The sequence below is a fragment of the Aeromonas sp. s12 genome (assembly GCF_040907925.1).
GTDB classification, from domain to species: Bacteria; Pseudomonadota; Gammaproteobacteria; order Enterobacterales; family Aeromonadaceae; genus Aeromonas; species Aeromonas veronii.
The window spans coordinates 1-23,719 of record NZ_JBFOCT010000010.1 but is presented as its reverse complement, the minus strand read 5'-3'; the positions used below and the strand labels follow the sequence as shown (position 1 = coordinate 23,719).

Below are 23,719 nucleotides of genomic sequence, written 5' to 3'. Positions count from 1 at the left end.
CGGGAATTCAGATAATAAGTGCGACACTCATGGATGAATGGCGAGAGGTGGCCAACTGCTGATTGGTGGTACCCTTCTGCTCGCCAAAGTAAAAGCAGTATCACCATGAGCTATCAGCAGTTGACCGAGGGGCAACGATACCAGTTATCGGTGCTTCGCGCACAGGGGATGTCCATCCTTGCCACCGCACGCGCCATTGGCGTTCATCGCTCCACCCTCTACCGGGAGCTGCGTCGTAACGCCGGGCCGCAGGGCTACCAGCCAGACAATGCGCATCAGCACGCCACCCACCGACGGGCCAGTGCGGCCAAATCTCGGCTATCTGCCGATGTCATCCAGTTTGTCGAGCTGACACTCGCCTGGTGGTGGAGCCCGGAGCAGATAAGCGCGGTGGGCAAGCAGATAGGCCTCATGGTGAGTCACGAGTGGATATACCGCCATGTGGCCGCCGACAAAGCCCGGGGTGGCCAGTTGTACCGCCATCTGCGCCAGGGCCACAAGCGCTACCGCAAGGGGGCGAGCAGCCTGCGTTCTCCCATCAAGGAAGCCCGCTCTATTGATGAACGGCCGGCTATCGTCGATAGCCGGGAGCGGCTCGGTGATTGGGAGGCGGACACGGTGCTGGGCAAGCAAGGCACAGGTGCACTGGTCACCCTGGTGGAGCGCAAGAGCCGGCTCTATCTGGTCAAGCGGGTCGCGAGCAAACAGGCTGGGGTGGTGCGGGATGCGATAATCGAGATGTTAACTCCCTACATCGAGCAGGTGCATACCATCACCTTTGACAACGGCGGCGAGTTTGCCGAACACAAGGCGATAGAGGAAGCGCTGGGTGCCGAGACTTACTTTGCGCACCCTTACTCTTCGTGGGAGCGCGGTCTGAACGAGAACAGCAATGGGCTGTTGAGGCAGTTTATCCCAAAGGGAACAGACCTGAGAGAGGTCACGGACGAGGATGTCAGGAGAGCGGAGCAGTGGCTCAACCTACGACCTCGGAAATGTCTCGGATTCAGGCAGCCTGTCAAGGTATTCGAAGAGTACCGTCAGGCGGCATAGGCGAGTGTCGCACTTCGAAGTTGAATTCGCGAGGTTGTTAGCAGCAGCTAGCGTTGTTGAGAAAGCATTGCCTCTATTGCGGATTTGGGTTGTTAAAAACAAAGTTGGGTAATACATGGGAAGGCCAGTAGCACGATCCACCACCATGCAGTAGCGCTCGCCACTATCCATGACAAATGTTGTAACTCTGTAGTTCTTTTCCATGCGCCCACAACCCATAAACATTACATAATTACAAGGTACACTACATGTTAAACATCACCAATTGATACAAGACACTTTCTCCCGGCGTTAGAAACAAAAAACCCCTGCTTTAACAGGGGCCTATGCGTCAATTCTTTACATTTTGTTCTAAGGTCAATCTCAGAACGGGATATCGTCGTCGAAATCCATCGGCGGCTCGTTATATACCGGCGGCGCAGATTGCGGCTGCTGGGCAGGGCGGCCATAACCGCCTTGCGGCTGCATGTTCTGCTGCGGAGCCGGTGCCGGGCGCTGCTGATTCATCGGCTGCTGGGCAGGCATGCTCTGCTGCGGCTGACCCCAGTTACCCTGGGATTGGCCACCCATGTTCTGGCCCATGCCCTGACCGCCTTGCGGACGGCCACCCAGCATCTGCATCACGCCAGTGAAGCTGTCGACCAGCACTTCAGTGGTGTAGCGCTCCTGGCCGCTCTGATCCTGCCATTTGCGGGTTTGCAGTTTGCCTTCCACATAGACCTGGGAGCCCTTCTTCAGGTACTCGCCAGCCACTTCGGCCAGCTTGCCCATGAAGACGACGCGATGCCATTCGGTACGCTCTTTCTGCTCACCGGTCTGCTTGTCGCGCCAGGTTTCAGAGGTAGCCAGAGTAATGTTGGTCACAGCACCGCCACTCGGCATGTAGCGTACTTCCGGGTCTTGCCCGAGGTTACCGATCAGAATGACTTTATTGATGCCTCGACTGGCCATAATCTCTCTTCCACCTTATTTACCGGCCAGGTCGAAACCTGGTCCAACACGACTAGATACCTGATTAGTTGCTGTGTGCGGGGCGCAATGTCCCGCAGACGCATGTGACGGTCATAGTAACAGTTGCGAAGCGGATTGGCAGCATCCTTAACCGGCTTGATGTGCCAAAGGTAACTGTTGGCTCCTGCTGCAGTGATGGTCGGATTGCAGCTGTTTCCGGCGCGTCCTGCATCACATTTCTGCCATATATTCCTGTTATGCTGGCCGATTGGCGAATTGGAATCGGTTTTTAAATCGACTAAAAACATATGGTTACGATATTTATGAGATCCATTCTCATACTTTTTTAATATTGTGCTCCCATACCTCCTTGGTAGACTCAGTCGGCCAGATTAGGTGGTTTACAGGTTCAAGGAAGAGCACACAATGAAAGCCGCATGCCCGATCGCACTGGTCACTGAAAATAATGTGCAGGCCAGCACATTTGCTGCATACCTCATCTCTCATTTGAGCCGTCCCGTCCAGCTAATCCACGAGATTAATCAGCTAGATAACCAGTGTGACGGCACGCTGTTTCTCATCGATCTCGACTATATCCGCTCTGGCCAGTCACTGGGCTGGAACCGGGCGATCTCCGAACGCTTTGGCATGGCGACCACTGTGCTGCTCAATGCTCCCACTGCGACGGATCGCGACCTGCTGCTGATGTGGCCGCAGATCTGCGGTCTGTTTTTCCGCCAGGATCCGCTCGACCGACTGGTTGCCGGGTTGCAGAAAATCCTGTTGGGCGAGTACTGGATGCCGCGCCACCTGCTGTGCGAGCTGGTTGAATACTATCGCCAGGGCAATAGCTACCTGCTGCGTAACGACACTCTGCTGACAGCCAGAGAGCAGGAGATCATCCGTTATCTGATGACGGGCGCCTCCAATGTCGAGATCGCCGACAGCCTGTTTGTCAGCGAGCATACCGTCAAATCCCACCTCTATAACGTCTTTAAAAAGCTGAATGTGAAGAACCGGATCCAGGCGGTGAGCTGGGCCAAAGAGTATCTCGATGCTCCGGACTCCCACTGATGAAAGCGCTCTCTGTGGCGTGTTGCCTCACGCTGCTTTGGGGCTGCACGACCGTTGTGGCGGCCGAGGCTGATACACCGCTGGAGTCGGTGCAGCCGGAGCAGGAGAGTGATCGGCTGGATGTGGATGGTCTGGTGCTGGATCGCACCTTTACCCGTTTCGGTCAGGGCTTTTATAACGAATTTACCCGGTTGCGCAGCGATGAAGACCCGGATGCCAGAGAGAATCTGACGATTCATGAGCGCCCGACAGCCCGCTGGGGCAGCCTGATCTGGATCACTCATAACCGGAAGGTGATTTTTAAAACCGCACTCTCTCCCGGCCGCAATCAGCAGGAGCAGAGCGCCAAACTGGCTTGGTCACAGGTCAGGCAGACCCTCGAACAGCAGAAGATCGCGACCCTGTTCATGGATACCTTCGATTTGGAACATGATGAACTATAAGGATATTTCTCATGCGTGCCCGGTTATGGCTAGTTGCTGCACTGATAGCGCCAACGCTCCATGCGTCGGAGCTTGTCTATCGCCCCGTCAACCCCAGCTTTGGGGGTAACCCTCTCAACAGCAGTCATCTGCTTGGCACCGCCAATGCGCAGAATGATTACAAGGATCCCGCCAGTGGCAGCGGTAGCAGCGGCACCTCGGCGCTGGATCGCCTGACCTCCAACCTGCAATCCCGCCTGATCAGCCAGCTGTTGGCCGATATCGGTAAGGATGGCAGCCAGAGCGGCAGTCTGGTGACCGATGATTTTGCCATCAATGTGGTGGATGAAGATGGCACTCTGGTGGTTTCGATCACCGACCGGGTGACCAACCAGACCACCATGATCGAAGTGAATGGCCTGATTGCCGACTGAGGGCGCGATGAAACGACAACTGTTATTGATAGTGCCCCTGCTTGCGCTGGCTGGCTGTGCGACCCATATCGGCTCACCCGTTGCTGATGAGAAGGCAACCCTGATGCCGCGATCCGTCTCTTACAAGGAGCTGATCAGTCTGCCCAAGCCAAAAGGGAAAATTGTCGCGGCCGTCTACGATTTTCGCGATCAGACCGGTCAGTACCTGCCTGCACCGGCCTCCAACTTCTCCACGGCAGTTACCCAGGGCGGGGTCGCCATGCTGAGTACGGCTTTGTGGGATTCTCAATGGTTTGTACCGCTGGAGCGGGAAGGGCTGCAGAACCTGCTGACCGAGCGCAAGATTGTGCGGGCGGCCCAGAACAAGCCCAACGTGCCCGGCAACAATGCCAATCAACTGCCCTCGCTGGTTGCCGCCAACATCCTGATCGAGGGGGGGATAGTCGCCTATGACAGCAATGTGCGAACCGGCGGGGCGGGGGCCAAGTATTTTGGCATCGGCGCCAGCGGGGAGTACCGCGTCGATCAGGTGACGGTCAATCTGCGAGCCGTCGATATCCGTTCAGGCCGGATCCTGAACAGTGTCACCACCTCCAAGACAGTACTGTCGCAACAGGTGCAGGCCGGGGTATTCCGTTTCGTCGAGTACAAGCGCCTGCTGGAGGCCGAGGCCGGTTTCAGCACCAATGAACCGGTACAGATGTGTGTCATGTCGGCTATCGAGTCCGGGGTGATCCGGCTGATAGCCAATGGCGTGCGGGACAATCTGTGGCAACTGGCTGACCAGCGGGATATCGACAATCCGATCCTGCAGGAGTACCTGCAAGACAATGCCCCGCTACTTTGAGTTTTCCCGCTCGTGCAATGCCCTCCCTGGTGGAGGGCATTTTTTTTTGGCCTCCATCGAATACGAATTAAGACTTTCTGCTCAGCGACAGGGCGGCGCTTTTCATCCTCGAATCAGCGGAGTGCCTGATAGGCCGCCTCTGGTCTGACAGGGATACTGTGGGCGTTTTCCAACAAGGCGATGGCGCGATGAAACACCTGTTGAGTGCTCTCTTTTTTCTGCTGATATCGGGCGCTCCGCAACTCGCCGCAGAGCCTGCCGTCTTCGACGAGCTGGCGATGGCAAGCGAGCTGGATTCCGGTCTGCAGAACGATGGGAATCAGGCGCTGTTGTGGCAACTCGGTAGCGAGCAGCAACTGCACCTCACCCAGCAAGGGGAGCTGAATCAGGCGCGTCTGCTGCAACAGGGGTGGGCCAATGAGTTGGCGCTCTCCCAGGTGGGAGATGAGAACTGGGTCAATGGCGCGCAACTGGGCGAGGGCAATAGCGCCGAGCTCTATCAGGCGGGCATCAATAACCGGATTTGGCTGCTGCAACAAGGCAGCGGCAATGAAGCCTGGATCAGTCAGCAAGGGGCAGACAATCAGGCCCGGGCGATCCAGCTGGGTGATGGTAATCAGGCCAGCATCGAGCAAAACGGTAACGGATTGGCGGCAACCGTTATTCAGACGGGAGCCAATCAGCAAGTAAATGTCGTTCAAACCAACTGAGCCTAGGCTCAACCATTAGCACGAGAGGGAAATCATGTTTAAACGTACCATCATTGCCTCGGCAGTTCTTCTGGCGACCAGCACCGCTTGGGCGGCATCTACTGGCAACCAGGCTACGGTGAACCAGGTCCAGAGCGGCAATACCGCCACCATTAACCAAGTAGTGGGAAGCGTCGATAACAAGGCTAACATCGAACAAGCTGGTAACGACAACACAGCTGTTACCACTCAAAAGAATACCGGCCAGTCAGATGCAGATACCAGGCAGGTGGGTGACCGCAACCGTGGTTACATCTTGCAACAAGGTGACACTAACCTCTCCAAAGCCTCCATCGATACAAAGGGGAGCGACAACTTTGCTGATGTGATTCAGCAATTTGAGAATGGCGGTGCGGTTGCCGGGGTTGTGCAGGATGGGGAGCGTAACGACGCCAAGATCAAGCAAGATAATGGTGACTTAGCTGACTCTAGGATCACTCAAATCTCGGATGGTAATCGGGCTGTCATTAATAACCAGATATCCGATTTCGCTCGGGCGAGTGTACAGCAGTTAGAAGGGGGGGCTCACCAGGCTGACGTGACCCAGACAGCGGCTGATGGAGCCAACGCCGAAGTGGTACAACGTGGAGAGAGCAATATCACCAAGGTGCTGCAGGCAACCGGTAACTATGACTATGCACCGGCGGAAGGAACATCTGCAGTGGTGACTCAGAGTGGTTCTTTGAACAATGCAGACGTCACTCAATACGATAGTGCCAACGTAGCGACTGTTGAGCAAAGTGGAACCGGCGGTAAGGTGGTGACCCTGCAACAAGGATCTGATGCCGGGGAGGGCAACCACCTGCTGGCAAAACAGAGTGGTAGCAGCGAGTTTGCTGAGTTGAAACAAGATGGTAATCGCAACCGTATTGAGACCGACCAGCAAGGTACTGGCAATGATGCCTTGATCAACCAGACAGGTGATGACAACAAGGCCGTGGTCAATCAGTTAGCCAGCAGTACCGATGGTGCGGTCACCATTGATCAGGTAGGCAATGACAACTATGCCAATGCAGTGCAACAAGCAGGCAGCGGCAATACCATCGATATCGACCAGAACGGAACTGGCAACCAGGTTGCATCTGCTCGTGATGGTGAAGGCAAAGGCGCATGGACCTGGGGCTCGGACAACGAGCTGGTCGTTGCTCAGAAAGGTACTGACAACTGGGCTTATGCCGATGCGTCTCACTCTGAGTCTGTGGTCAAAGTGAGCCAGGATGGTGAGCTGAACAATGCCAAGGTTGAGTCCTACTTGGGTAGCGAGAACAAACTCACCGTGACCCAGAACGGCGCTGAGCACGAGGCTAATGTCTACGTCAATGCTGGGGTTGGTGGGGGGCGCAACACCGTTGATGTGGTGCAAAACGAAAGCTTCAATACTGCCAATGTGACCGTATTGGGCAGCGATAACCATGCCTATGTCTATCAGGGTTCTGGTAGCAACTGATGGTTATCTCCGGATTCAGGGGCCTGCGGGCCCCTCTTTTATTGGTGCTGCTCTGTGGGTTGATGCTGGTCCATCGCGTCGCGACCCCAGCAAGTACAAGAAACACTGAGATGGAACCCGAACCGTCGATCCGCTTGTCCCTCAATATGGTGCAGAGCGAACAGGGGCTGTCACTTGCACCGACGCTGTTCAGCAAGCGCGACGTGACGGTGAGTGTCAGGTTGCTGGTGCGCAGCGAAGGGGCCGCCGGGAGCACGACTCAGCGCCAGAGCCGTAATCTGTCGCTGCAGGCTGGAGTGGTCATGGCGGTTGGCAAAATAGGGCTGGGTTTGCGTTGCCCCTATCGGGTCGAGGTCACCGCCCGGATATGGCAAAACGAGCGACTGCTGGTGGAGAAAAAAGAGCAGATGGCGTGCGCCGGATGATGCGCATTTCATCTCATGACTGTCTATTCATCCAGTAGTCTCTATGCCATACTGACTCGCTCAGGTTTCTGTATCGAGCGTGCAACAAGATGGAAAAGATCGTGGTCCGGGGTGCTCGCACCCACAACCTCAAGAACATCAATCTGACCCTGCCCCGCGACAAGCTGATCGTGGTCACCGGCCTCTCCGGTTCGGGCAAATCCTCTCTGGCGTTCGATACCCTCTATGCCGAGGGGCAGCGCCGCTATGTGGAGTCCCTCTCCGCCTATGCCCGCCAGTTCCTCTCCCTGATGGAGAAGCCGGACGTCGACCATATCGAGGGGCTCTCGCCCGCTATTTCCATCGAGCAGAAGTCTACCTCCCATAACCCGCGCTCGACCGTCGGTACCATCACCGAAATCTACGACTACCTGCGTTTGCTGTTTGCCCGGGTCGGTGAGCCGCGCTGCCCGACTCACGCCATTCCGCTCGCCGCCCAGACCATCAGCCAGATGGTGGATCAGGTGCTGGCCCAACCGGAGGGGAGCAAGCTGATGCTGCTGGCCCCGGTGGTGCGCGATCGCAAGGGGGAGCACACCAAGCTGCTGGAGAATCTGGCGGCCCAGGGCTACATCCGTGCCCGTATCGACGGCGAGGTGTGCGACCTCTCCGATCCTCCGACTCTGGAGCTGCACAAGAAGCACACCATCGAGGTGGTGGTGGATCGCTTCAAGGTGCGCGAGGACCTTGCCTTGCGTTTGGCCGAGTCGTTCGAGACGGCGCTGACCCTCTCCGGCGGCATCGTGTTGGTAGTGCCAATGGACGGGGAGGAGGGGGTTGCCCCCATGACCTTCTCCGCCAACTTCGCCTGCCCGGAGTGTGGCTACTCCATGTCGGAGCTGGAGCCGCGCATCTTCTCCTTCAACAATCCGGCCGGTGCCTGCCCGACCTGCGACGGCCTCGGGGTGCAGCAATATTTCGATCCGGCCAAGGTGATCGGCGATCCGGCCATCAGTCTGGCCAACGGCGCCATTCGTGGCTGGGACAAGCGCAGCTTCTACTACTTCCAGATGCTGAAATCCCTCTCCGAACACTACAAGTTCGATCTGGAGACGCCGTGGGAGGATCTGCCGGTCAAGACCCAGGAGGTGATCCTGCGCGGCTCGGGTCGTACCGAGATCGAGTTCCGTTACATGAACGATCGCGGCGATGTGGTGGTGCGCAAGCACCCGTTCGAGGGGATCCTGCACAACATGGAGCGGCGCTACCGCGAAACCGAGTCCAACTCGGTGCGTGAAGAGCTCTCCAAATACATCGCCAACAAATCCTGTACCAGCTGCGGTGGCAGCCGACTGCGGGAAGAGGCGCGTCACGTCTTCGTCGACAACCGCAACCTGCCGGCCATTGCCGAGCAGTCCATCGGCGATGCGCTCGCCTTCTTCGAGGGGCTTAACCTCACTGGCCAGCGCGCCCAGATTGCCGAGAAGATATTGAAAGAGATCGTCGAGCGGCTCGGCTTCCTGGTGAACGTCGGTCTCAACTATCTGAGCCTGTCCCGCAGTGCCGAGACTCTCTCAGGCGGCGAAGCGCAGCGCATTAGACTGGCCAGCCAGATCGGTGCCGGGCTGGTGGGCGTCATGTATGTACTCGATGAGCCTTCCATCGGTCTGCATCAGCGCGACAACGAGCGGTTGCTCAAGACCCTCACCCATCTGCGCGATCTGGGCAACACGGTGATCGTGGTGGAGCACGACGAGGATGCCATTCGCCTCGCCGACCATGTGCTGGATATCGGCCCGGGGGCGGGTGTGCATGGCGGCGAAATTGTTGCGCAGGGCACCCCCCAGCAGATCATCGACAATCCGGAGTCGCTGACCGGTGACTATCTGTCCGGTCGCAAACAGATCGCCATTCCGGCCGAGCGCACCCCGCTCACCGGCAAGTGGCTGAAACTCAAGGGGGCGAGCGGCAACAACCTGCGCAACGTCAACCTGGATCTGCCCATCGGGGTGATGACCTGCGTTACCGGCGTCTCCGGCTCCGGCAAGTCGACCCTGATCAACGACACCCTGTTCCGCATCGCCCACCGCGAGCTCAACAAGGCGACCGAGTCCACCCCGGCACCCTATCGCAGCGTCGAGGGGCTGGAGCATCTGGACAAGGTGGTGGATATCGACCAGAGCCCCATCGGCCGTACCCCGCGCTCCAACCCGGCCACCTATACCGGTCTGTTCACTCCGATCCGCGAGCTGCTCTCCGGCACCCAGGAGGCGCGTTCACGCGGCTACCAGCCGGGCCGCTTCTCCTTCAACGTGAAAGGGGGTCGCTGCGAGGCGTGCCAGGGGGATGGGGTCATCAAGGTAGAGATGCACTTCCTGCCGGATGTCTACGTGCCGTGCGATGTCTGCAAGGGCAAGCGCTACAACCGCGAGACGCTGGAGGTGAAGTACAAGGGCAAGAACATCCACGAAATCCTCGAGATGACGGTAGAAGATGCCCGCGAGTTCTTCGATCCGGTGCCGGCAGTGGCGCGCAAGCTGCAGACCCTGATGGACGTGGGCCTCTCCTATATCCGCCTCGGCCAGTCTGCTACTACCTTGTCGGGCGGCGAGGCGCAGCGGGTCAAGCTGGCGCGGGAGCTCTCCAAGCGGGATACCGGTCAGACCCTCTATATTCTGGACGAGCCGACCACAGGGCTGCATTTCCACGATATCCAGCAGTTGCTCAAGGTGCTGCACCAGCTGCGGGATCGCGGCAACACCATCGTCATCATCGAGCACAATCTGGATGTGGTTAAAACTGCCGACTGGATCGTCGATTTGGGACCGGAGGGAGGCGCCGGTGGTGGCCGCATTCTGGTGACAGGGACGCCGGAAGAGATTTGCACCAATAAAGAGTCTCATACAGCTCGTTTTTTACGACCGCTATTGGCGCGATAAGCCGTTATAATCGAGGGGCCTTTGGCCCCTTTTTGTTATAAAAATCGGGAGCATAGGGGGAAGCTCGTCAAGTGTGGGCAGGCTTGACAGCTCGGCATCATGGTAATGGGTATATCGGGTTATGGCTCAGGCTCCGCGGACAATTGATCATCAGTTGGCTTACTCCATGTTCCCCATCTGGCTGGGGGCGATCCTGCTATTGCTGGTCCTGCTGGCGTGGGCCCAGATCCCGGCTGCCAGCCGGATTGAAGAGCAGCGAATGAAGGAGCATCTGCTGCGCGTGACCAAGGCAGTGCAGGCGGATGTGGCAGCTCTGGATGCATTCAGTCGGGATTGGGGCATCTGGGATGACAGTCACCGTTTTATGGACAACAAAAGCAGGGGGTACATCGAATCCAATCTGTTCAGTGATATGCCGATGCGGGATTTTAGTCTCAACCTGATGAGCTTCATGGATCTCACCGGCTACGAAATCTGGACGCGCACCCTGCTACCCGATGCGCCGGGGATCAATCCGGATCAGTTTCCCTACTTCCTTGATGAACTGAAAAAGCAGTTAAGGGAGCGCTCGGTGGCGCAAGGGGGCATCAATCTGCACGGGATCCGTGCTTCCCAGTGGGGGCCGCTGATGTACTCGTGGCAGCCGATCAGAAACAGTGACGAGTCGGCACCGTTCAACGGTTTCTTGCTGGTTGTACGTTGGCTCGACAAGGCCTATCTCGAGCAGGTATCGGAGCGTACCGCGCTGCCTCTGGCGATTTCCCACGCCAATCTGGATGTCACCGCTACCTTCAAACCACTGAAATCGCAAATAACGTATCGCCTGATCGACCTTGGGCTCACCCGGCTCAGGGGAGAGGTGCGACTGCTCAACAGCGATAACCAGCCGGTGCTGACTCTGGTGATTGAGGAGGAGAGAAAGATCTTGAGTGGCGTCATGGAGGGGGCGCTCTGGACCTTTATCGGCATGCTGTTTATCAGTTTTATCTGCGTCATGATCGCCATGTATCGGCTCAATAGCATTGTGCTTACTCCGTTGCAGCAGCTGGTGTCGGCGCTGCAACGCTTTGGCGATCGGCCAGATGCCACCTTGATCCCCTATATCGACAGCAGCGCCGAGATGGCGACCCTGAGCGGCAAGTTCAGGGAGATGGCCAGCAAGGTCAGTCAGCAACACGATGATTTGTTGGAAAAATCCAGCCAGATGGAGATGGCTGCATTCACCGACCCCTTGACCCGTTGTTTCAATCGTCGCTATCTCGATGGTTGGTTGCAGGCCAACCGGGCCAAACCTTGTCTGTTATTGCTGCTGGATCTGGATCATTTCAAGCGGATCAATGACAGCCTTGGCCATGACATCGGGGATCTGGTGCTGAAACAGCTGGCGGATCTGCTGCGCAAGGTGGTGACAGGAGAGCGCGAGCCGATCATCCGGCTGGGCGGGGAGGAGTTCTTGTTGCTGTTGCAGGTGGATGACGAGCAAGAGTTGGCGCTGCGGGTCGAATATCTGCGCCAGCGTGTCGCTCAGCACCGCTTTGGCAAAGAGGATGCGCCACTCTGGTTGACGGTGTCGCTGGGGTTCTGCCGCTATCCGTTGCACCCGGAGTACCCGGATTCATTCTGGAGTCATAGCTTCAAACTGGCGGACATGGCGCTGTATCAGGCCAAAGTCGGTTGGCGAAATCGGTGGTTTGGCTACGCTGGTAGCCTCTCTGCGGAGGGAATGGGCCAGACTCCGGAACAGCTTGCCGAAGGGGGGCATATCACCCTGCTGCACTCTGTCAATCCGGATTAACCCTGCCGTACCAATACCAGATAGGCCAAGGCGACAATAAAACCGAGCAGGATAAAGAGAAAGGATCCGATTCCCCACACGGCCGCGAGAAAGGCCCCCACCTTTTGCCATTTCGACTCATTTTTCATAAATAAACCATTACTTCCCAGTAACTTGTATGGCGCAAAAAATACGCTGATTTGCCCATATTAACAACAATTAATAGCCACTCAGCCGCGCAATAAGATGTGGTTTGCTTGCTCCTTTTGGCACTGAATGCGGGTAGTTACAACCTGTCGAAACAGGCATTTCGGCTTGTTGTCTGGGGACTCAACGAGATTGGGATGGTGCGCAAAGATGTCACACCAATCGATTTATTTCTGTGCAACCTTTGCTCCAAGTCAATAACTTTGCATTTACAAGGGCATATAGTCAGCGGGCTTACAGCATCAAATGAAAACAAAAAAAGGGATTACGTGATGAAAAAATTACTTCCTCTGATGATTGCCGCTGCAGTGACCTCTCCTTTCGCCATGGCCCATCAGGCTGGTGATATTCTGGTTCGTGGTGGTTTGGCCATCGTTTCTCCTCAGGAGAGCAGTGACAACGTATTGGGTACCGGTGAATTTGAGATTAACAGTAATCAACAGCTTGGCCTGACCCTCGGTTATATGATCACCGACAACTGGGGTGTTGAGTTGCTGGCTGCAACCCCATTCTCCCATAGAGTGAGTACTCGCGATCTTGGTGAGATTGCCAAGGTTAAACATCTGCCTCCAACATTGATGGCCCAGTACTATTTTGGCGATGCCCAGAGCAAGGTTCGCCCGTATGTTGGTGTGGGTGTGAACTACACCACCTTCTTTGATGAGAAGGGGGTGGGAGCACTTGATGGTGCCAATATCAGCCTTGACGACTCTTGGGGTCTGGCAGGTCAGGTCGGTATCGATATGGCGGTTACAGATCGCTGGTTTGTAAACGGTTCAGCCTGGATCATGGATATCGATACAGATGTTAAAGTTGATGGTGTTGGCACCTTCAAAACGCATATCGACCCGATGGCCTTTATGGTGGGTGTTGGCTACCGCTTCTAATGATTCTGACTGCGGTTCTGAACGGACCGCGGAAGATAGCAAAGTACGTCTCTTTCAGCCCGGCTTGTGCCGGGCTTTTTTCGTATGGCTGATTTTGTCTGTACTGTGATCCAACCCGATACAAATCAATTAAATACCTGCCGCTTTATTTCAGTTATTCGCCACCCCTGCCGATAGTGACTATGTTCACTTTACCTTCCCCCAATGAGTGAGGATGTCTCCATGGGCTTATCTATCGTGCAGCGGATCATCGCCGGATTCGTGTTGATGCTGCTGTTGCTGATCCTGCTTGGTGTGATCAGTACCTTTAAAATCAAGGGTATAAATGACGGCCTCTCTGCCGTATCTGACCGGGCAACCCCGCTGGTAGTGGCTGTCGCAGGTCTCAAGGGGGCATTGCAGGATAGTAACCGCTGGGTGCTGGTCTACCGCACCAGTGAAGATGCAGCCCAGTTGCCGCAGTTGGCCAATCAGTTCAAGGAGCAGCAGAACCGCTTCGCCCAGCTGAGTCAGGAGATGGGTAAATTTACCGACGTAGCGGATGCTCGTGCCCGCTTCCAGCAGGTCGAGAGTGCTACCACCCAATTTTATGGCTTGGCGGATCAGGTGTTGGCACAGCATCGACAGTGGGTCAGTGCGCTGGATCAGCGCCACAAGCTGGAGATGGAATTTATCCGCCTTGAGGATACCTACCAGTGGGCGGCGGATTTGCTGCTGCAACAGACCGCCAGTAAGCGCTCCATGCGCAACAAGGCGGAGCTTATTACCTCGGGTATCGCCCGCGATCTGAAGAATATCCGCCGTGCCGATGCCAGAACCGACCTGAACGAGCTGGAAAAGGTGTTGAGCAAGGACATCGAGATGGCCCGCAAGCGGTTGGAGCGGGTGCTGGTGCCCGATGATGTGAAAGCGCGCTTTGTCTCCAATCTGGATCGGATGCAGGAGCTGGCACTTGGCGCTCAGGGCTTGCTGGCAACCATGCGTCAGGCTCAGCAACTGGCGCTGTCGCTGGCCACGCAAAATCAGCAGCTGGATGCCAGTCTGGTCAACAGCCTCAATTTGCTCGATGAGATGGGCAAGTCCGCCGGGGCCATTGCCAGCGACAGCCGGATCAACGCCGATGCTGCGGTCAGCAGTGCCAGCTTCTGGATCCTGGTGGTTGCCGCGATGTCGGCCGCTGCCGCGCTGGTGATCGGCTATACCACGGCGCGCAGCATTCAGCGCCCGTTGCAGATGATCAACAAGGAGCTCGATTACATGGCGGCCGGTGACATGACCCGCCGCATCAACTACCGCAGCAGTTGCGAATTTGGCAGCCTCTCTCGCTCCATCGATACGCTGGCGGGCAAGACCGGTGAACTACTCTCTCAAATCAATGCAGGCTCCCGCCATCTGGTGGATGAGGCGAGCCGCGCCGCCGAGATCAGCGAACGGGCCATGTCCCGGGTGCAAGAGCAGAAGAGCCAGACTGATCAGGTGGCCGCCGCCATTACCGAGCTGGAAGTGAGCGCCACCGAGGTGGCCCGCTCTACCGATGGTACCAAGCGGGAAGTGGATCTGGCCGATGAAGAGGCGCGCAGTGGCCGCCAGAAAGTGGCCACCACTCGCCGGATCACCGAGCAGTTGGCTGGTGCCATGGAAGAGGCGGTCGGGATCACCTACAAACTTGGCGAATTCAGCAACAACATCGGCAGCATTCTCGATGTGATCCGCAGCATTGCCGAGCAGACCAACCTGCTGGCCTTGAACGCCGCCATCGAAGCGGCCCGTGCTGGTGATGCAGGTCGTGGTTTTGCGGTGGTGGCCGATGAGGTGCGGGCGCTGGCCAATCGCACCCAGACTTCGACCGAAGAGATCCAGGGGATGATTGAGAACCTGCAGAGCTCCAGCAAGCATGTGGTTGAAGTGATGGGGCGCAGCCAGGAGCAGACCCAGAGCTGTGTCGAGCAGACCCGCGAGATGGATGTGGCGTTGCAATCCATTGCCGAGCGGATGGGGGCCATCAAGTCGATGGCGGATCAGGTGGCCCATGCCGCGCAGGAGCAGATCTCCGTCAGTCAGGGGGTCGCTCGTCATATCGCCGGTATTGCCGATGTGGCATACGAGACTGAGCGGGAGGCGCGCGAATCCGCCAGCAGCAGCGAAGTGCTGGCCGACCTGGTCGCCAAACAGCAGCAATTGATCGCACATTTCAAGGTCTAGGAGGGCTTATGTCTAAAAAGTGGATTGGAGCCCTGAGTCTCCTGTTGTGTGGCCAGCTGATGGCCAGCGAGCTGGTGATTGAAAGCTGGCGAACCGATGACAAGGCGTTGTGGGAGCAGAAGATTATCCCGGCATTTGAAGCGGCGCATCCCGGCATCAAGGTGAGTTTTCATCCGGTGCAAAATGTCAACTACATGCCCACTCTGTGGGAGAGCCTGAAAGGCGGTAAGGCGGGGGATCTCATTACCTGTCGTCCGTTTGATGACTCGCTCGCCCTGTTCAAGGCGGGCCATCTGGCCGAGCTGACCGAGATGGCGGGGATGGAGAACTTCCCGAGTTTTGCCCAGTCACCCTGGCAGACTGACTCCGGTGCCCAGACCTTCTGTGTACCCATGGCCTCGGTGATCCATGGCTTCTTCTATAACAAGAAGATCCTCAGTGAATTGGGGATCACCTTGCCGCAAACCCGCGATCAGTTCTTCGCCGTGCTGGACAAGATCAAGGCCGACGGTCGCTATGTGCCGCTGGCCATGAGCGGTTCCGAGAGCTGGGTTGCCTCCGAACTGGGGTTCCAGAACATTGGCCCCAACTACTGGAAGGGAGAGGACGGCCGTCTGGCTTTGATTGGCGGGCAGGAGCGGTTGGACAACCCGCAATATGTGAAGGTGTTCGACGAGCTGGCCCGCTGGCGCTCCTACCTCGGTGAGGGTGGTGAGAGCCGCGATTACGCGACCAGCAACGAGTTGTTCACTTCGGGCAAGGCTGCCTTCTATGTGGCGGGCTCCTGGGAGATTGCTCCCTTCACCGGCAAGGTCGATTTTGGCGTCATGCGTCCGCCGGTGGCCAAACAGGGTGATGGCTGTTTCTTTACCGACCATACCGATATCGGTATGGGGATGAACCCGGCCAGCAAGAACAAAGAGGGGGCGATGGCCTTCCTGCAGTGGCTGACGACGCCGCAATTTGCCGAGCTCTATACCAACTCGCTGCCGGGATTCTTCTCCCTCTCCAACCACTTCTTCGATGTCACCAATCTGGCGGCCAAAGAGATGATGGAGTGGCGCGATCAGTGTGACTCGACCATTCGGGTGGCGACCCAGATCCTCTCCCGTGGTACGCCCAAGTTGGGGGATGAACTGGCCGAGGTGAGTCAGGCGGTGCTGCTTGGCAAGATGGATCCCAAGGCGGCCGCGGATCGACTGGAAAGTGGCTTGAAGGGCTGGTATGCCCCTCATCAGGGCAACAAGGCCAAGAGCGCGGATTGTCAGTGTGATGCGGTTGCCCCTGCTTCGGCTTCAGCGCCAGCGACTGAGGTGTCCGCAGCCCCCGCGACCAGTGAAACATCGGCCGTGGTGTCACCTGCTGTGACTTCCGCAGAACCCGCATCAGCGGTTGCTGCCCCATTACCGGCGCAGTCGGATGAGGTAGATCAGGCGCTCTCCAACGAGCTGGAGGCGCCACAGCAGCCACAGCAATAGGTCATCTGCATCAATAAGAGCGGGAGGCATTAGCCTCCCGTTTTTTATGGCTCGCGGCCAGCATGTATCGCTTTATTGTGCTTCGTGGGGCCAGCGGCAGAGGCTGCCGATGCGGGCAACCGGTGCAAACCCCAGAGAGCGGTAAATGCGCTGGGCATGGTAATGCTCGTCAGCCACTATGATCAGCTGTTTGGCACGGGATAATCCTGCGCGAGCCACCTGACTCAGCAGCTGGCGGCATAACCCTTGGTTGCGCCACGCATGGTGCGTGCGTACCAACTGGAAACGCCCAAGTGTGCCGCAAAAGAAGAGGCCGCAGCTGGCGACCAGTTGCCCCTCTTGCCAGATCCCCCACCAGTCCCCGAGACCATCGGCAATCATGGCCTGATAGAGCGCCTGGCGGGATCGCAGATAGGGAAGATAGCTCTGTTCCGAGTGTCCCTCATCCCGTTCATGGAGTTCGAAGTCGAGCCACTCAGGCCAATCAGCAGTGGTGAAGGTACGTGCCTCAACCTTGTTCATGTCGTCGTGAGGGGGTGGGCAGCTCTGTTCATCCAGCGCCAGCACCACGCACTCCATATATTGGTAACCCGTTGCGACAAAACCGGCGATCCGGCTGTTTTGTCCGGCGGCCAGTGGCCATTGGAAGGTGCGGTGGCGCACTCGAGGATCTTGACCGATCAACTGATCGAATGCGGCTTCCAGCCAGCCTTTGTCGCGGTCGCTGGGCGGGGTGGGGAGCAGCAGGTAGTTGCCGAAGTAATAGTCGGGAGCATCCGGCGTGCGAACCGCCCAGAACTGATCGTGCTGAATAACCTCGCCCTGATAGCGATCGAACAGCAAGTCGGTGGCAAAGCCGGGGTGGGTATCCATGATGGTGCTCCTGCAAAGACTCATTCTGTTATCGGCAGGAGTGGGAAATAGATGAAAAGGGGCCGGAGAAACCTCCGGCCAAACAATCACACGCAGATTCAGAACGTCCAGGACGATCTGCCCCCATCATAACTCGACTGGGGCAATTTTGGGATGGGCACTTTTCGGTTACGTACCGTTAATTTTGTAAATATGAAGTTCGTCAGATCGGATGTGAGGTAAATCCCTGTTGACTTTGTGTCGTTTTACTCATAAATATAAAGACGTTTAGACGTCCAAACATCCGTTTTGACGTAGGCAGATGGATTGCAGGACAGGGAGAAGAGCAGATGGGATTTCACAGTGCACGTCAGGTTGAGGCGCTCAACCAGAGCTTGGCAGATTTGAATGGCGATATATCGGTCAGTTTCGAGTTTTTTCCGCCCAACAGTGAAGGGATGGAGAATACCCTCTGGCAGTCCATCGAACGGCTGAAAGTGCTGGAACCCAAGTTCGTCTCCGTCACCTATGGCGCCAACTCCGGCACCCGTGATCGCACCCACAAGGTGATCAAGGACATCAAGGAACGGACAGGCCTGATTGCGGCGCCTCACCTGACCTGTATCGATGCCAGCCGCGACGAATTGCGCACCATCGCCCGTGATTACTGGAACAGCGGTATTCGTCATATCGTGGCTCTGCGCGGTGATTTGCCGCAGGGGTTGGAGAAGCCGGATATGTATGCCACCGATCTGGTTGCCCTGCTCAAGTCAGAGGCTGACTTTGATATCTCGGTTGCCGCCTATCCGGAAGGGCACCCGGAGGCCAAGAGTGCGCAATCCGACCTGCTCAACCTCAAGCGCAAGATCGATGCCGGTGCCAACCGTGCTATCACCCAGTTCTTCTTCGATGTGGAAACGTATTTGCGCTTTCGGGATCGCTGCGCCGCCATCGGTATTGATGCTGAAATCGTGCCGGGGATCCTGCCGGTCTCCAACTATCAGACCCTGGCCAAGTTTGCCGGTTTTACCAATGTGAAGATCCCGCGTTGGATGCATCAGCGTTTCGAGGGGTTGGATAACGATCAGATGACTCGCAATCTGGTGGGGGCGAGCATCGCCATCGATCAGGTGCGCGTGCTGAGTCAGGAAGGGGTGAAGGATTTTCACTTCTATACCCTGAACCGCTCCGAGCTGACTTATGCCATCTGCCATACTCTGGGGGTTCGTCCCAAGGGTTGACCGGTGGTCACCGCGATAAAAGCAAAAAGCCAATGAGTTGCTCATTGGCTTTTTCGTTATGGCCGATTATCAAGGTCTGGTCGGGGCGATCTCTTTTGGCTCAAGATCGATAACCGCATTACCGGCAGCCCCCGGATACTGGCGATAGACCTGATCCTGCTCCAGTGTGTAGAAGGTATCCAGATAGTCGTCGTTGTTGGTCATCCAGGAGTCGGGCAGTGCCTTGACGATGCGACCGCCGAGATCGAGGAAGGGCAGGGCTTCCGGCACGCCACCCGCAGTAAAGCCGAGTTTGAGAGCTTCAATCAGCAGGGCGCTCAGCTCCTTGTAGTTGACGTTGTCATCCTGCTCCATCATCACCACATCGACGGCACCCCAGCGATAGCGATCCCAGTAAACCAGGATCTGGTTGGGGGTGTAGTCTGTGTTGTCATAGTCGAGGTAGGGCATGTCGACAATATCGACCACTGGCTCATCCCGGCTGGGATTGACCCCTGCGACCACTGCATACACTTCGGCTGCGCCGAGCAGCCAGGGCTCCTGATCATCCTTCAGTCTGATCTTTTTCAGGATACTGGTCTTGAGTGGCGCAGTGCTGGCAGCCACTCGCGGGGCGCTTTGCAGATCCGCATCGGCCAGTGCTTTGCGCATCACCTTCAAGCCTGCGTTCTTGGCTTTGACGGGATCGGCTTCGACTACCAGAACCGGCCGGGCCGGTGCCTTGTCCACATCCAGATAGACGGGATTGCCAGCGCTGTCGAACGCTTCAATGGCGCTCCAGCTCTTCTCATCTCCACTTGGAACATAGGCGACCAGCGGTTCGACGCCCTGCTGCAGTGCTGCGGCCTGATCGGTGTTGGCCAGCCGCAACTGCATCAGTTGTTTGACCTCGCCATCCAGTCCTTGCCGGCTGATGGCTGCCTGGTTGGCATCGCTCGCCTGCCGTTTAAGGCGCGGGCTGGCCTTCTGCAGCAGGTTGGGAAGCGGGCTCTGGTATTGCTGATTGCTCAGCAGGGGCAGCAGGTTTTTCTGCTGAAGTGCGAGCTGGCGAGCCAGCTCTCGATCCGTATCGGCAGCCTGGACGCTCGTAGCACCCAGTATGGCCAGTAGTAACAAGACAGCCTGATTTTTCATTTTTATACTCCGTTGCATGGAACCTGACAGGGCACCATGTCCGGGAAGATTGGCGCCCTGACACCACTAGAGGGAAATTAGTTTCACTTGTGAATCATTTTCTGTGGATAGTGTGCAGAGGTTCACGGTTTGAGGTTCAATTGATTCCTTTGTCGATATGATTGGAACTGATAGATAGCCAGACCAATCAGCAGACCCCAGCAGGCTGCCGCGATGCCGAGCAGGCTGATCCCGGACGCGGTAATGATAAAGGTGAGCAGTGCAGCTTCTCGCGCTTCATCCTGTTGCAAGGCAGAGTGCAGGCTGCTGCCGATGGTGCCTAGCAGGGCCAAACCAGCGACGCAGGTGACAAGGGCTGCCGGAAAGGCGCTAAACAGGGCCGCGACGGTTGCGCCGAAGCAGCCGGTCAGGAGATAAAAGCAACCCGCCCATACCGCAGCTGGCCAGCGGCGCTTGGTATCCGGGTCGACCTCTTTGCCCATGCAGATGGCGGCAGTGATGGCGGCCAGATTGAAGGCATAGCCGCCAAAAGGAGCGAGCAGCAGGCCAGTCAGGCCAGTCCAGCTGACCAGCGAGGAGGTGGAAGGCTGATAGCCGTGGGCCCGCAAGATGGCAATTCCCGCCATGTTTTGCGATGTCATGGTGACAATGAACAGCGGCAGCGCGATGCCAAACAGGGCATCAAGGGAGAAGGCTGGCCATGTCCAGACCGGGCTGGCGAGTTGCCAGTGAAGGGTGCCCATTTGCAAATCCCCCCGCACGCTGCAGATCAGCATCCCCACTCCCAGTACCAGCACCATGGTATAGCGGGACCAGAGATGACGACCCAGCAGGAAGGCCAGCAGCAGTGTGCCAAGCAGCAAGGGATCTTGCGGGGCGACCTTGAACAGATCCAATCCGAATCTGAGCAGCACGCCAGCCAGCATGGCGGCGGCCAGTGGAGCCGGGATATGTTTCATCAAACGGTCGAACCAGCCGCTGATGCCACACAGAGTGATCAGCTGGGAGGAGATCACAAAGGCGCCGATCGCTTCCGCCAGAGTGAAGTTGCCCAGCGTGGTGATCAGCAGTGCCGCGCCCGGTGTGGACCAGGCGGTCAGTATGGGTATGCGGTAATAGAGAGAGAGGCCGATGCAGCTCACCCCCATGCCGATCCCCAGCGTCCAGAGCCAGGAGGCGACTTGAGCTGTATCAGCACCTGCTGCCGTGGCGGCCTGGATGATCAGGATGACGGAACTGGTGTAGCCGACCATCACGGCGATAAAGCCTGCGACCAGATGGGGGATGGCGAAGGGCATGACTCTTCCTCTTGGCGTTGTGACGCGCTGTGCGTTATTACGTACAATACAGCTTTGACTATATCGCTGTGCGCTATAGCGTACAAGGCGCATCGTGCAAGAGTAATAAAGAGGCAGTTATGCAAGAGATGAGTCAGCATCTGGCTGCTCGACTGAAGGGGCTGCGCAGCGAGCGCGGCTGGAGCCTGGATGCCGCCGCGCGCGAAACGGGTGTCAGCAAGGCGATGCTGGGGCAGATTGAGCGGGGAGAGTCCAGCCCAACGGTGGCGACGCTGTGGAAGATCGCCACCGGTTTTCGAGTCTCATTTTCCAGTTTCATTGAGCCCACACCCGCTGCGCAGGCAGAGGTGCTCTATCGCACCGCCGATGCCATTCGCCAGCAGCCAGCGGGAGAGGGCATGCAAGTGGCTCCGCTCTTCCCTTATGAAAACCGGTTTGGTTTCGAGTTGCTTGAGCTGACCCTGTTGCCGGGTTACCAGCGTGAATCCGAGCCCCATGAGCCGGGAGTGACCGAGCATGTCATCGTCATCAGCGGCATGATGGAGGTGCTGGTGGAAGGGGAGTGGAGCTCATTGATGCAAGGGGAGGCTGTGCGTTTTGCTGCCGATCGTCCCCACGGTTATCGCAATCTGGGCATAGCCCCGGCAATTTTCCACAACTTGATCCACTATCCGGTGGCAATACCCTGAACATGTTCCGCAGTCATCAACCCGGTCGACCATCTGCTCTGGGGCGGATCAGTATCGGGATATAGACCCAGACAAACAGACCATAGGCAGCGATCCAGGCAAGCGCGCTGAGGTTCCAGCCATGCAGGGTATAAGCAGGCCAGAACAGGGGAATCACCACCCGTATTGTAGCGGCAGCGATAACCAGGGCGAATGCGCCAGTGATCCTGCGTCCCACTTGCAAGGCCCGACCGCTATGGCCGAGGGATACTCGCGCAATCATGCCCAGGATCATGGTCCCCATGCAGCCTGCGCTGAGCAGGTGGCTGGCCATTGACAACGTGATGGGCAGACCTGCGCTATGTACCGCAAGGGCGAACAGGCCAAGAGGGATAAACAGATAAGCGAGATGGAGTGACCACAGCAGGGGATGCGCAAGGGTCGATGGCAGATGCCAACGCAGTTGTCGCCACAGATGCAAACTCGCCGCCACTATATAGAGAGGCACTATATATATGCTGGTGACCCATTGGGTGGGGAGCAGCAGCCAGCAGAGCAAGATAAGCCACAGTGTCGCGAGCGCAGTCCGTTCCAGCCAGAGTCGAGGAGCAGCTTTCTCCTGACCGGTTGCTCGGGCGGTGAAGAACGGAATCACCCTTCCACCCATCACGGCGATCAGGGTAGTAAACAACAGCACAGTTGTAATCAATAGGTGCTCAACGGTGATCCAATCGGCCTGCCATAACCAGCTGGCGCCATTGAGTAGGGTCAGCATCAGCAACAGGGGCACGAAGAACAGGTTGCGCCATTGCCGGGTTATCAAGATAGGCTTGGCAAGGAACCAGGTGCAAAGCGGCAACCAGAGCAGGTCTGCCACCATCAGGAGCGTATTCTCCTCACCCAGCCAGGGTAACAAGGTCCTTGGCAACATCCACACCCCCACCACCATTGCCAATGGCCAGCTCCGAACACCGGGATGGGCCGTCCAGTTCTGCACCGCGGTGAGCAGAAAACCCGCGACGATGGCAGCCCCGAAACCAAACAGCATCTCATGACCATGCCACCAGATTGGGTTGGCAATCCCGGGCAAGGTAAGCCAACCGTTGAGCTGCCCCAGCCAGAGCAACATGGCGACGGCCGCAAACAGAGCCCCGAACAAGAAGAAGGGTCGGAACCCCAAGCGGAACAGCGGGATGATTTGCTCTTCCTTATGGTTATCGAGGATTTGATGCATGAGGGGATTCCAATTAAACATTTGAGATGACCAATTATAAATTGGCTTTTCAAATGTTCAATTTAAATCCGGCAATAGTCAGAATTGATGCCATTTCGAGCGAAAAAAGAGGTGGTTGCTTGATATCTGAGCGAACGAACTTTTTTGATGAAAAAGCCCTTGTCATCCCGGCGCGGCTCTCTATAATGCGCCCCTACCAGCACGGCGGAACGCGCCAAACTGATGAGCCAGCTTCCTAGCGAAGTGGGCGCCGAAAGAAAAGCGAAAACAATCGCTTGACTTTCGAAGTGAGAAGCGTATTATGCGCCTCCTCAACGCGACAGGCGTGACGCTCTTTAACAATTTGAATCAAGCAATCTGTGTGGGCACTCACAGCATCGAACATCAAAACAATTTTTGATTTTCAATGTCTGGTGAAGTGACC

General features: G+C 57.0%; 20 protein-coding genes. 15 read left to right on the top strand and 5 right to left on the bottom strand.

From position 1 onward, the window contains the following. Nucleotides 1–105: 105 nt before the first annotated feature. The gene (locus AB5Y67_RS03925; RefSeq protein ID WP_019706001.1) at nt 106–1,053 is read left to right on the top strand and encodes an IS30-like element ISAs2 family transposase; all 948 of its coding nucleotides are present in this window, start codon (nt 106–108) and stop codon (nt 1,051–1,053) included. A gap of 363 nt (nt 1,054–1,416) precedes the next feature. On the opposite strand, the gene AB5Y67_RS03920 is transcribed toward AB5Y67_RS03925, so the two are convergent. Then, a complete protein-coding gene (locus AB5Y67_RS03920) occupies nt 1,417–2,004 on the bottom strand; it encodes a single-stranded DNA-binding protein (RefSeq protein ID WP_005340181.1) in 588 nt (195 codons plus the stop codon). Between the two features lie 426 nt (nt 2,005–2,430). Between AB5Y67_RS03920 and AB5Y67_RS03915 the strand changes: the two genes are divergently transcribed. The 12 genes from AB5Y67_RS03915 (at nt 2,431) to AB5Y67_RS03860 (ending at nt 16,868) form a co-directional block, all read left to right on the top strand. After that, entirely contained in the window at nt 2,431–3,078 is a 648-nt protein-coding gene (locus tag AB5Y67_RS03915; protein WP_042080923.1) for a LuxR C-terminal-related transcriptional regulator, read from the top strand. Further along, a complete protein-coding gene (locus AB5Y67_RS03910; protein ID WP_199428631.1) occupies nt 3,078–3,521 on the top strand; it encodes a curli production assembly/transport protein CsgE in 444 nt (147 codons plus the stop codon). The genes AB5Y67_RS03915 and AB5Y67_RS03910 overlap by 1 nt, the downstream gene beginning before the upstream one ends. An 11-nt stretch (nt 3,522–3,532) precedes the next feature. Continuing rightward, nucleotides 3,533–3,934, top strand: coding sequence for a curli assembly protein CsgF (locus AB5Y67_RS03905; protein WP_019445195.1), 402 nt, complete (start codon nt 3,533–3,535; stop codon nt 3,932–3,934). Nucleotides 3,935–3,941: 7 nt separating this feature from the next. Continuing rightward, a complete protein-coding gene (locus tag AB5Y67_RS03900; RefSeq protein WP_005355003.1) occupies nt 3,942–4,781 on the top strand; it encodes a CsgG/HfaB family protein in 840 nt (279 codons plus the stop codon). Between the two features lie 188 nt (nt 4,782–4,969). Next, nucleotides 4,970–5,491: a curlin gene (locus AB5Y67_RS03895; protein WP_042080925.1), complete on the top strand. Its 522-nt coding sequence runs from the start codon at nt 4,970–4,972 to the stop codon at nt 5,489–5,491. 34 nt (nt 5,492–5,525) lie between these two features. Then, a complete protein-coding gene (locus AB5Y67_RS03890) occupies nt 5,526–6,977 on the top strand; it encodes a curlin (protein WP_123172279.1) in 1,452 nt (483 codons plus the stop codon). A 110-nt stretch (nt 6,978–7,087) separates the two neighbouring features. Further along, nucleotides 7,088–7,402 (top strand): curli-like amyloid fiber formation chaperone CsgH, encoded by a 315-nt coding sequence (gene csgH / locus AB5Y67_RS03885; RefSeq protein WP_223849270.1) that lies wholly within the window; start codon nt 7,088–7,090, stop codon nt 7,400–7,402. Nucleotides 7,403–7,491: 89 nt separating this feature from the next. Further along, nucleotides 7,492–10,320 carry an excinuclease ABC subunit UvrA gene (gene uvrA, locus AB5Y67_RS03880; RefSeq protein WP_064341415.1) on the top strand — a complete coding sequence of 943 codons (2,829 nt, stop codon included), beginning with the start codon at nt 7,492–7,494 and terminating at the stop codon, nt 10,318–10,320. A 121-nt stretch (nt 10,321–10,441) separates the two neighbouring features. Next, entirely contained in the window at nt 10,442–12,115 is a 1,674-nt protein-coding gene (locus tag AB5Y67_RS03875; RefSeq protein WP_368207575.1) for a diguanylate cyclase, read from the top strand. Between the two features lie 458 nt (nt 12,116–12,573). Further along, nucleotides 12,574–13,188, top strand: a complete 615-nt coding sequence (ompW, locus tag AB5Y67_RS03870; RefSeq protein WP_005354990.1) for an outer membrane protein OmpW — start codon at nt 12,574–12,576, stop codon at nt 13,186–13,188. Nucleotides 13,189–13,410: 222 nt separating this feature from the next. Continuing rightward, on the top strand, nt 13,411–15,390 hold the full coding sequence (locus AB5Y67_RS03865) for a methyl-accepting chemotaxis protein (protein WP_064341417.1): 1,980 nt from the start codon (nt 13,411–13,413) through the stop codon (nt 15,388–15,390). Nucleotides 15,391–15,398: 8 nt separating this feature from the next. Next, nucleotides 15,399–16,868 (top strand): ABC transporter substrate-binding protein, encoded by a 1,470-nt coding sequence (locus AB5Y67_RS03860; RefSeq protein WP_123172281.1) that lies wholly within the window; start codon nt 15,399–15,401, stop codon nt 16,866–16,868. Between the two features lie 72 nt (nt 16,869–16,940). Here AB5Y67_RS03860 and AB5Y67_RS03855 read toward each other — a convergent pair whose 3' ends face one another. Next, on the bottom strand, nt 16,941–17,741 hold the full coding sequence (locus AB5Y67_RS03855) for a GNAT family N-acetyltransferase (protein ID WP_123172282.1): 801 nt from the start codon (nt 17,739–17,741) through the stop codon (nt 16,941–16,943). Between the two features lie 329 nt (nt 17,742–18,070). Between AB5Y67_RS03855 and metF the strand changes: the two genes are divergently transcribed. Beyond that, the gene (gene metF, locus AB5Y67_RS03850) at nt 18,071–18,961 is read left to right on the top strand and encodes a methylenetetrahydrofolate reductase (RefSeq protein ID WP_005340191.1); all 891 of its coding nucleotides are present in this window, start codon (nt 18,071–18,073) and stop codon (nt 18,959–18,961) included. 69 nt (nt 18,962–19,030) lie between these two features. Here the strand turns inward: metF and AB5Y67_RS03845 are convergent, their stop codons facing one another. Further along, nucleotides 19,031–20,095 (bottom strand): DUF3103 family protein, encoded by a 1,065-nt coding sequence (locus tag AB5Y67_RS03845; protein ID WP_021231648.1) that lies wholly within the window; start codon nt 20,093–20,095, stop codon nt 19,031–19,033. Nucleotides 20,096–20,217: 122 nt separating this feature from the next. After that, a complete protein-coding gene (locus AB5Y67_RS03840; protein WP_123172283.1) occupies nt 20,218–21,393 on the bottom strand; it encodes a benzoate/H(+) symporter BenE family transporter in 1,176 nt (391 codons plus the stop codon). Nucleotides 21,394–21,512: 119 nt separating this feature from the next. On the opposite strand from AB5Y67_RS03840, the gene AB5Y67_RS03835 reads away from it, so the two are divergent. Beyond that, complete coding sequence (locus AB5Y67_RS03835; protein ID WP_040067672.1) at nt 21,513–22,082, top strand: helix-turn-helix domain-containing protein; 570 nt, start codon at nt 21,513–21,515, stop codon at nt 22,080–22,082. A gap of 16 nt (nt 22,083–22,098) precedes the next feature. Here AB5Y67_RS03835 and AB5Y67_RS03830 read toward each other — a convergent pair whose 3' ends face one another. After that, a complete protein-coding gene (locus AB5Y67_RS03830) occupies nt 22,099–23,295 on the bottom strand; it encodes an NnrS family protein (RefSeq protein WP_123172284.1) in 1,197 nt (398 codons plus the stop codon). Between the last annotated feature and the right edge of the window lie 424 nt (nt 23,296–23,719).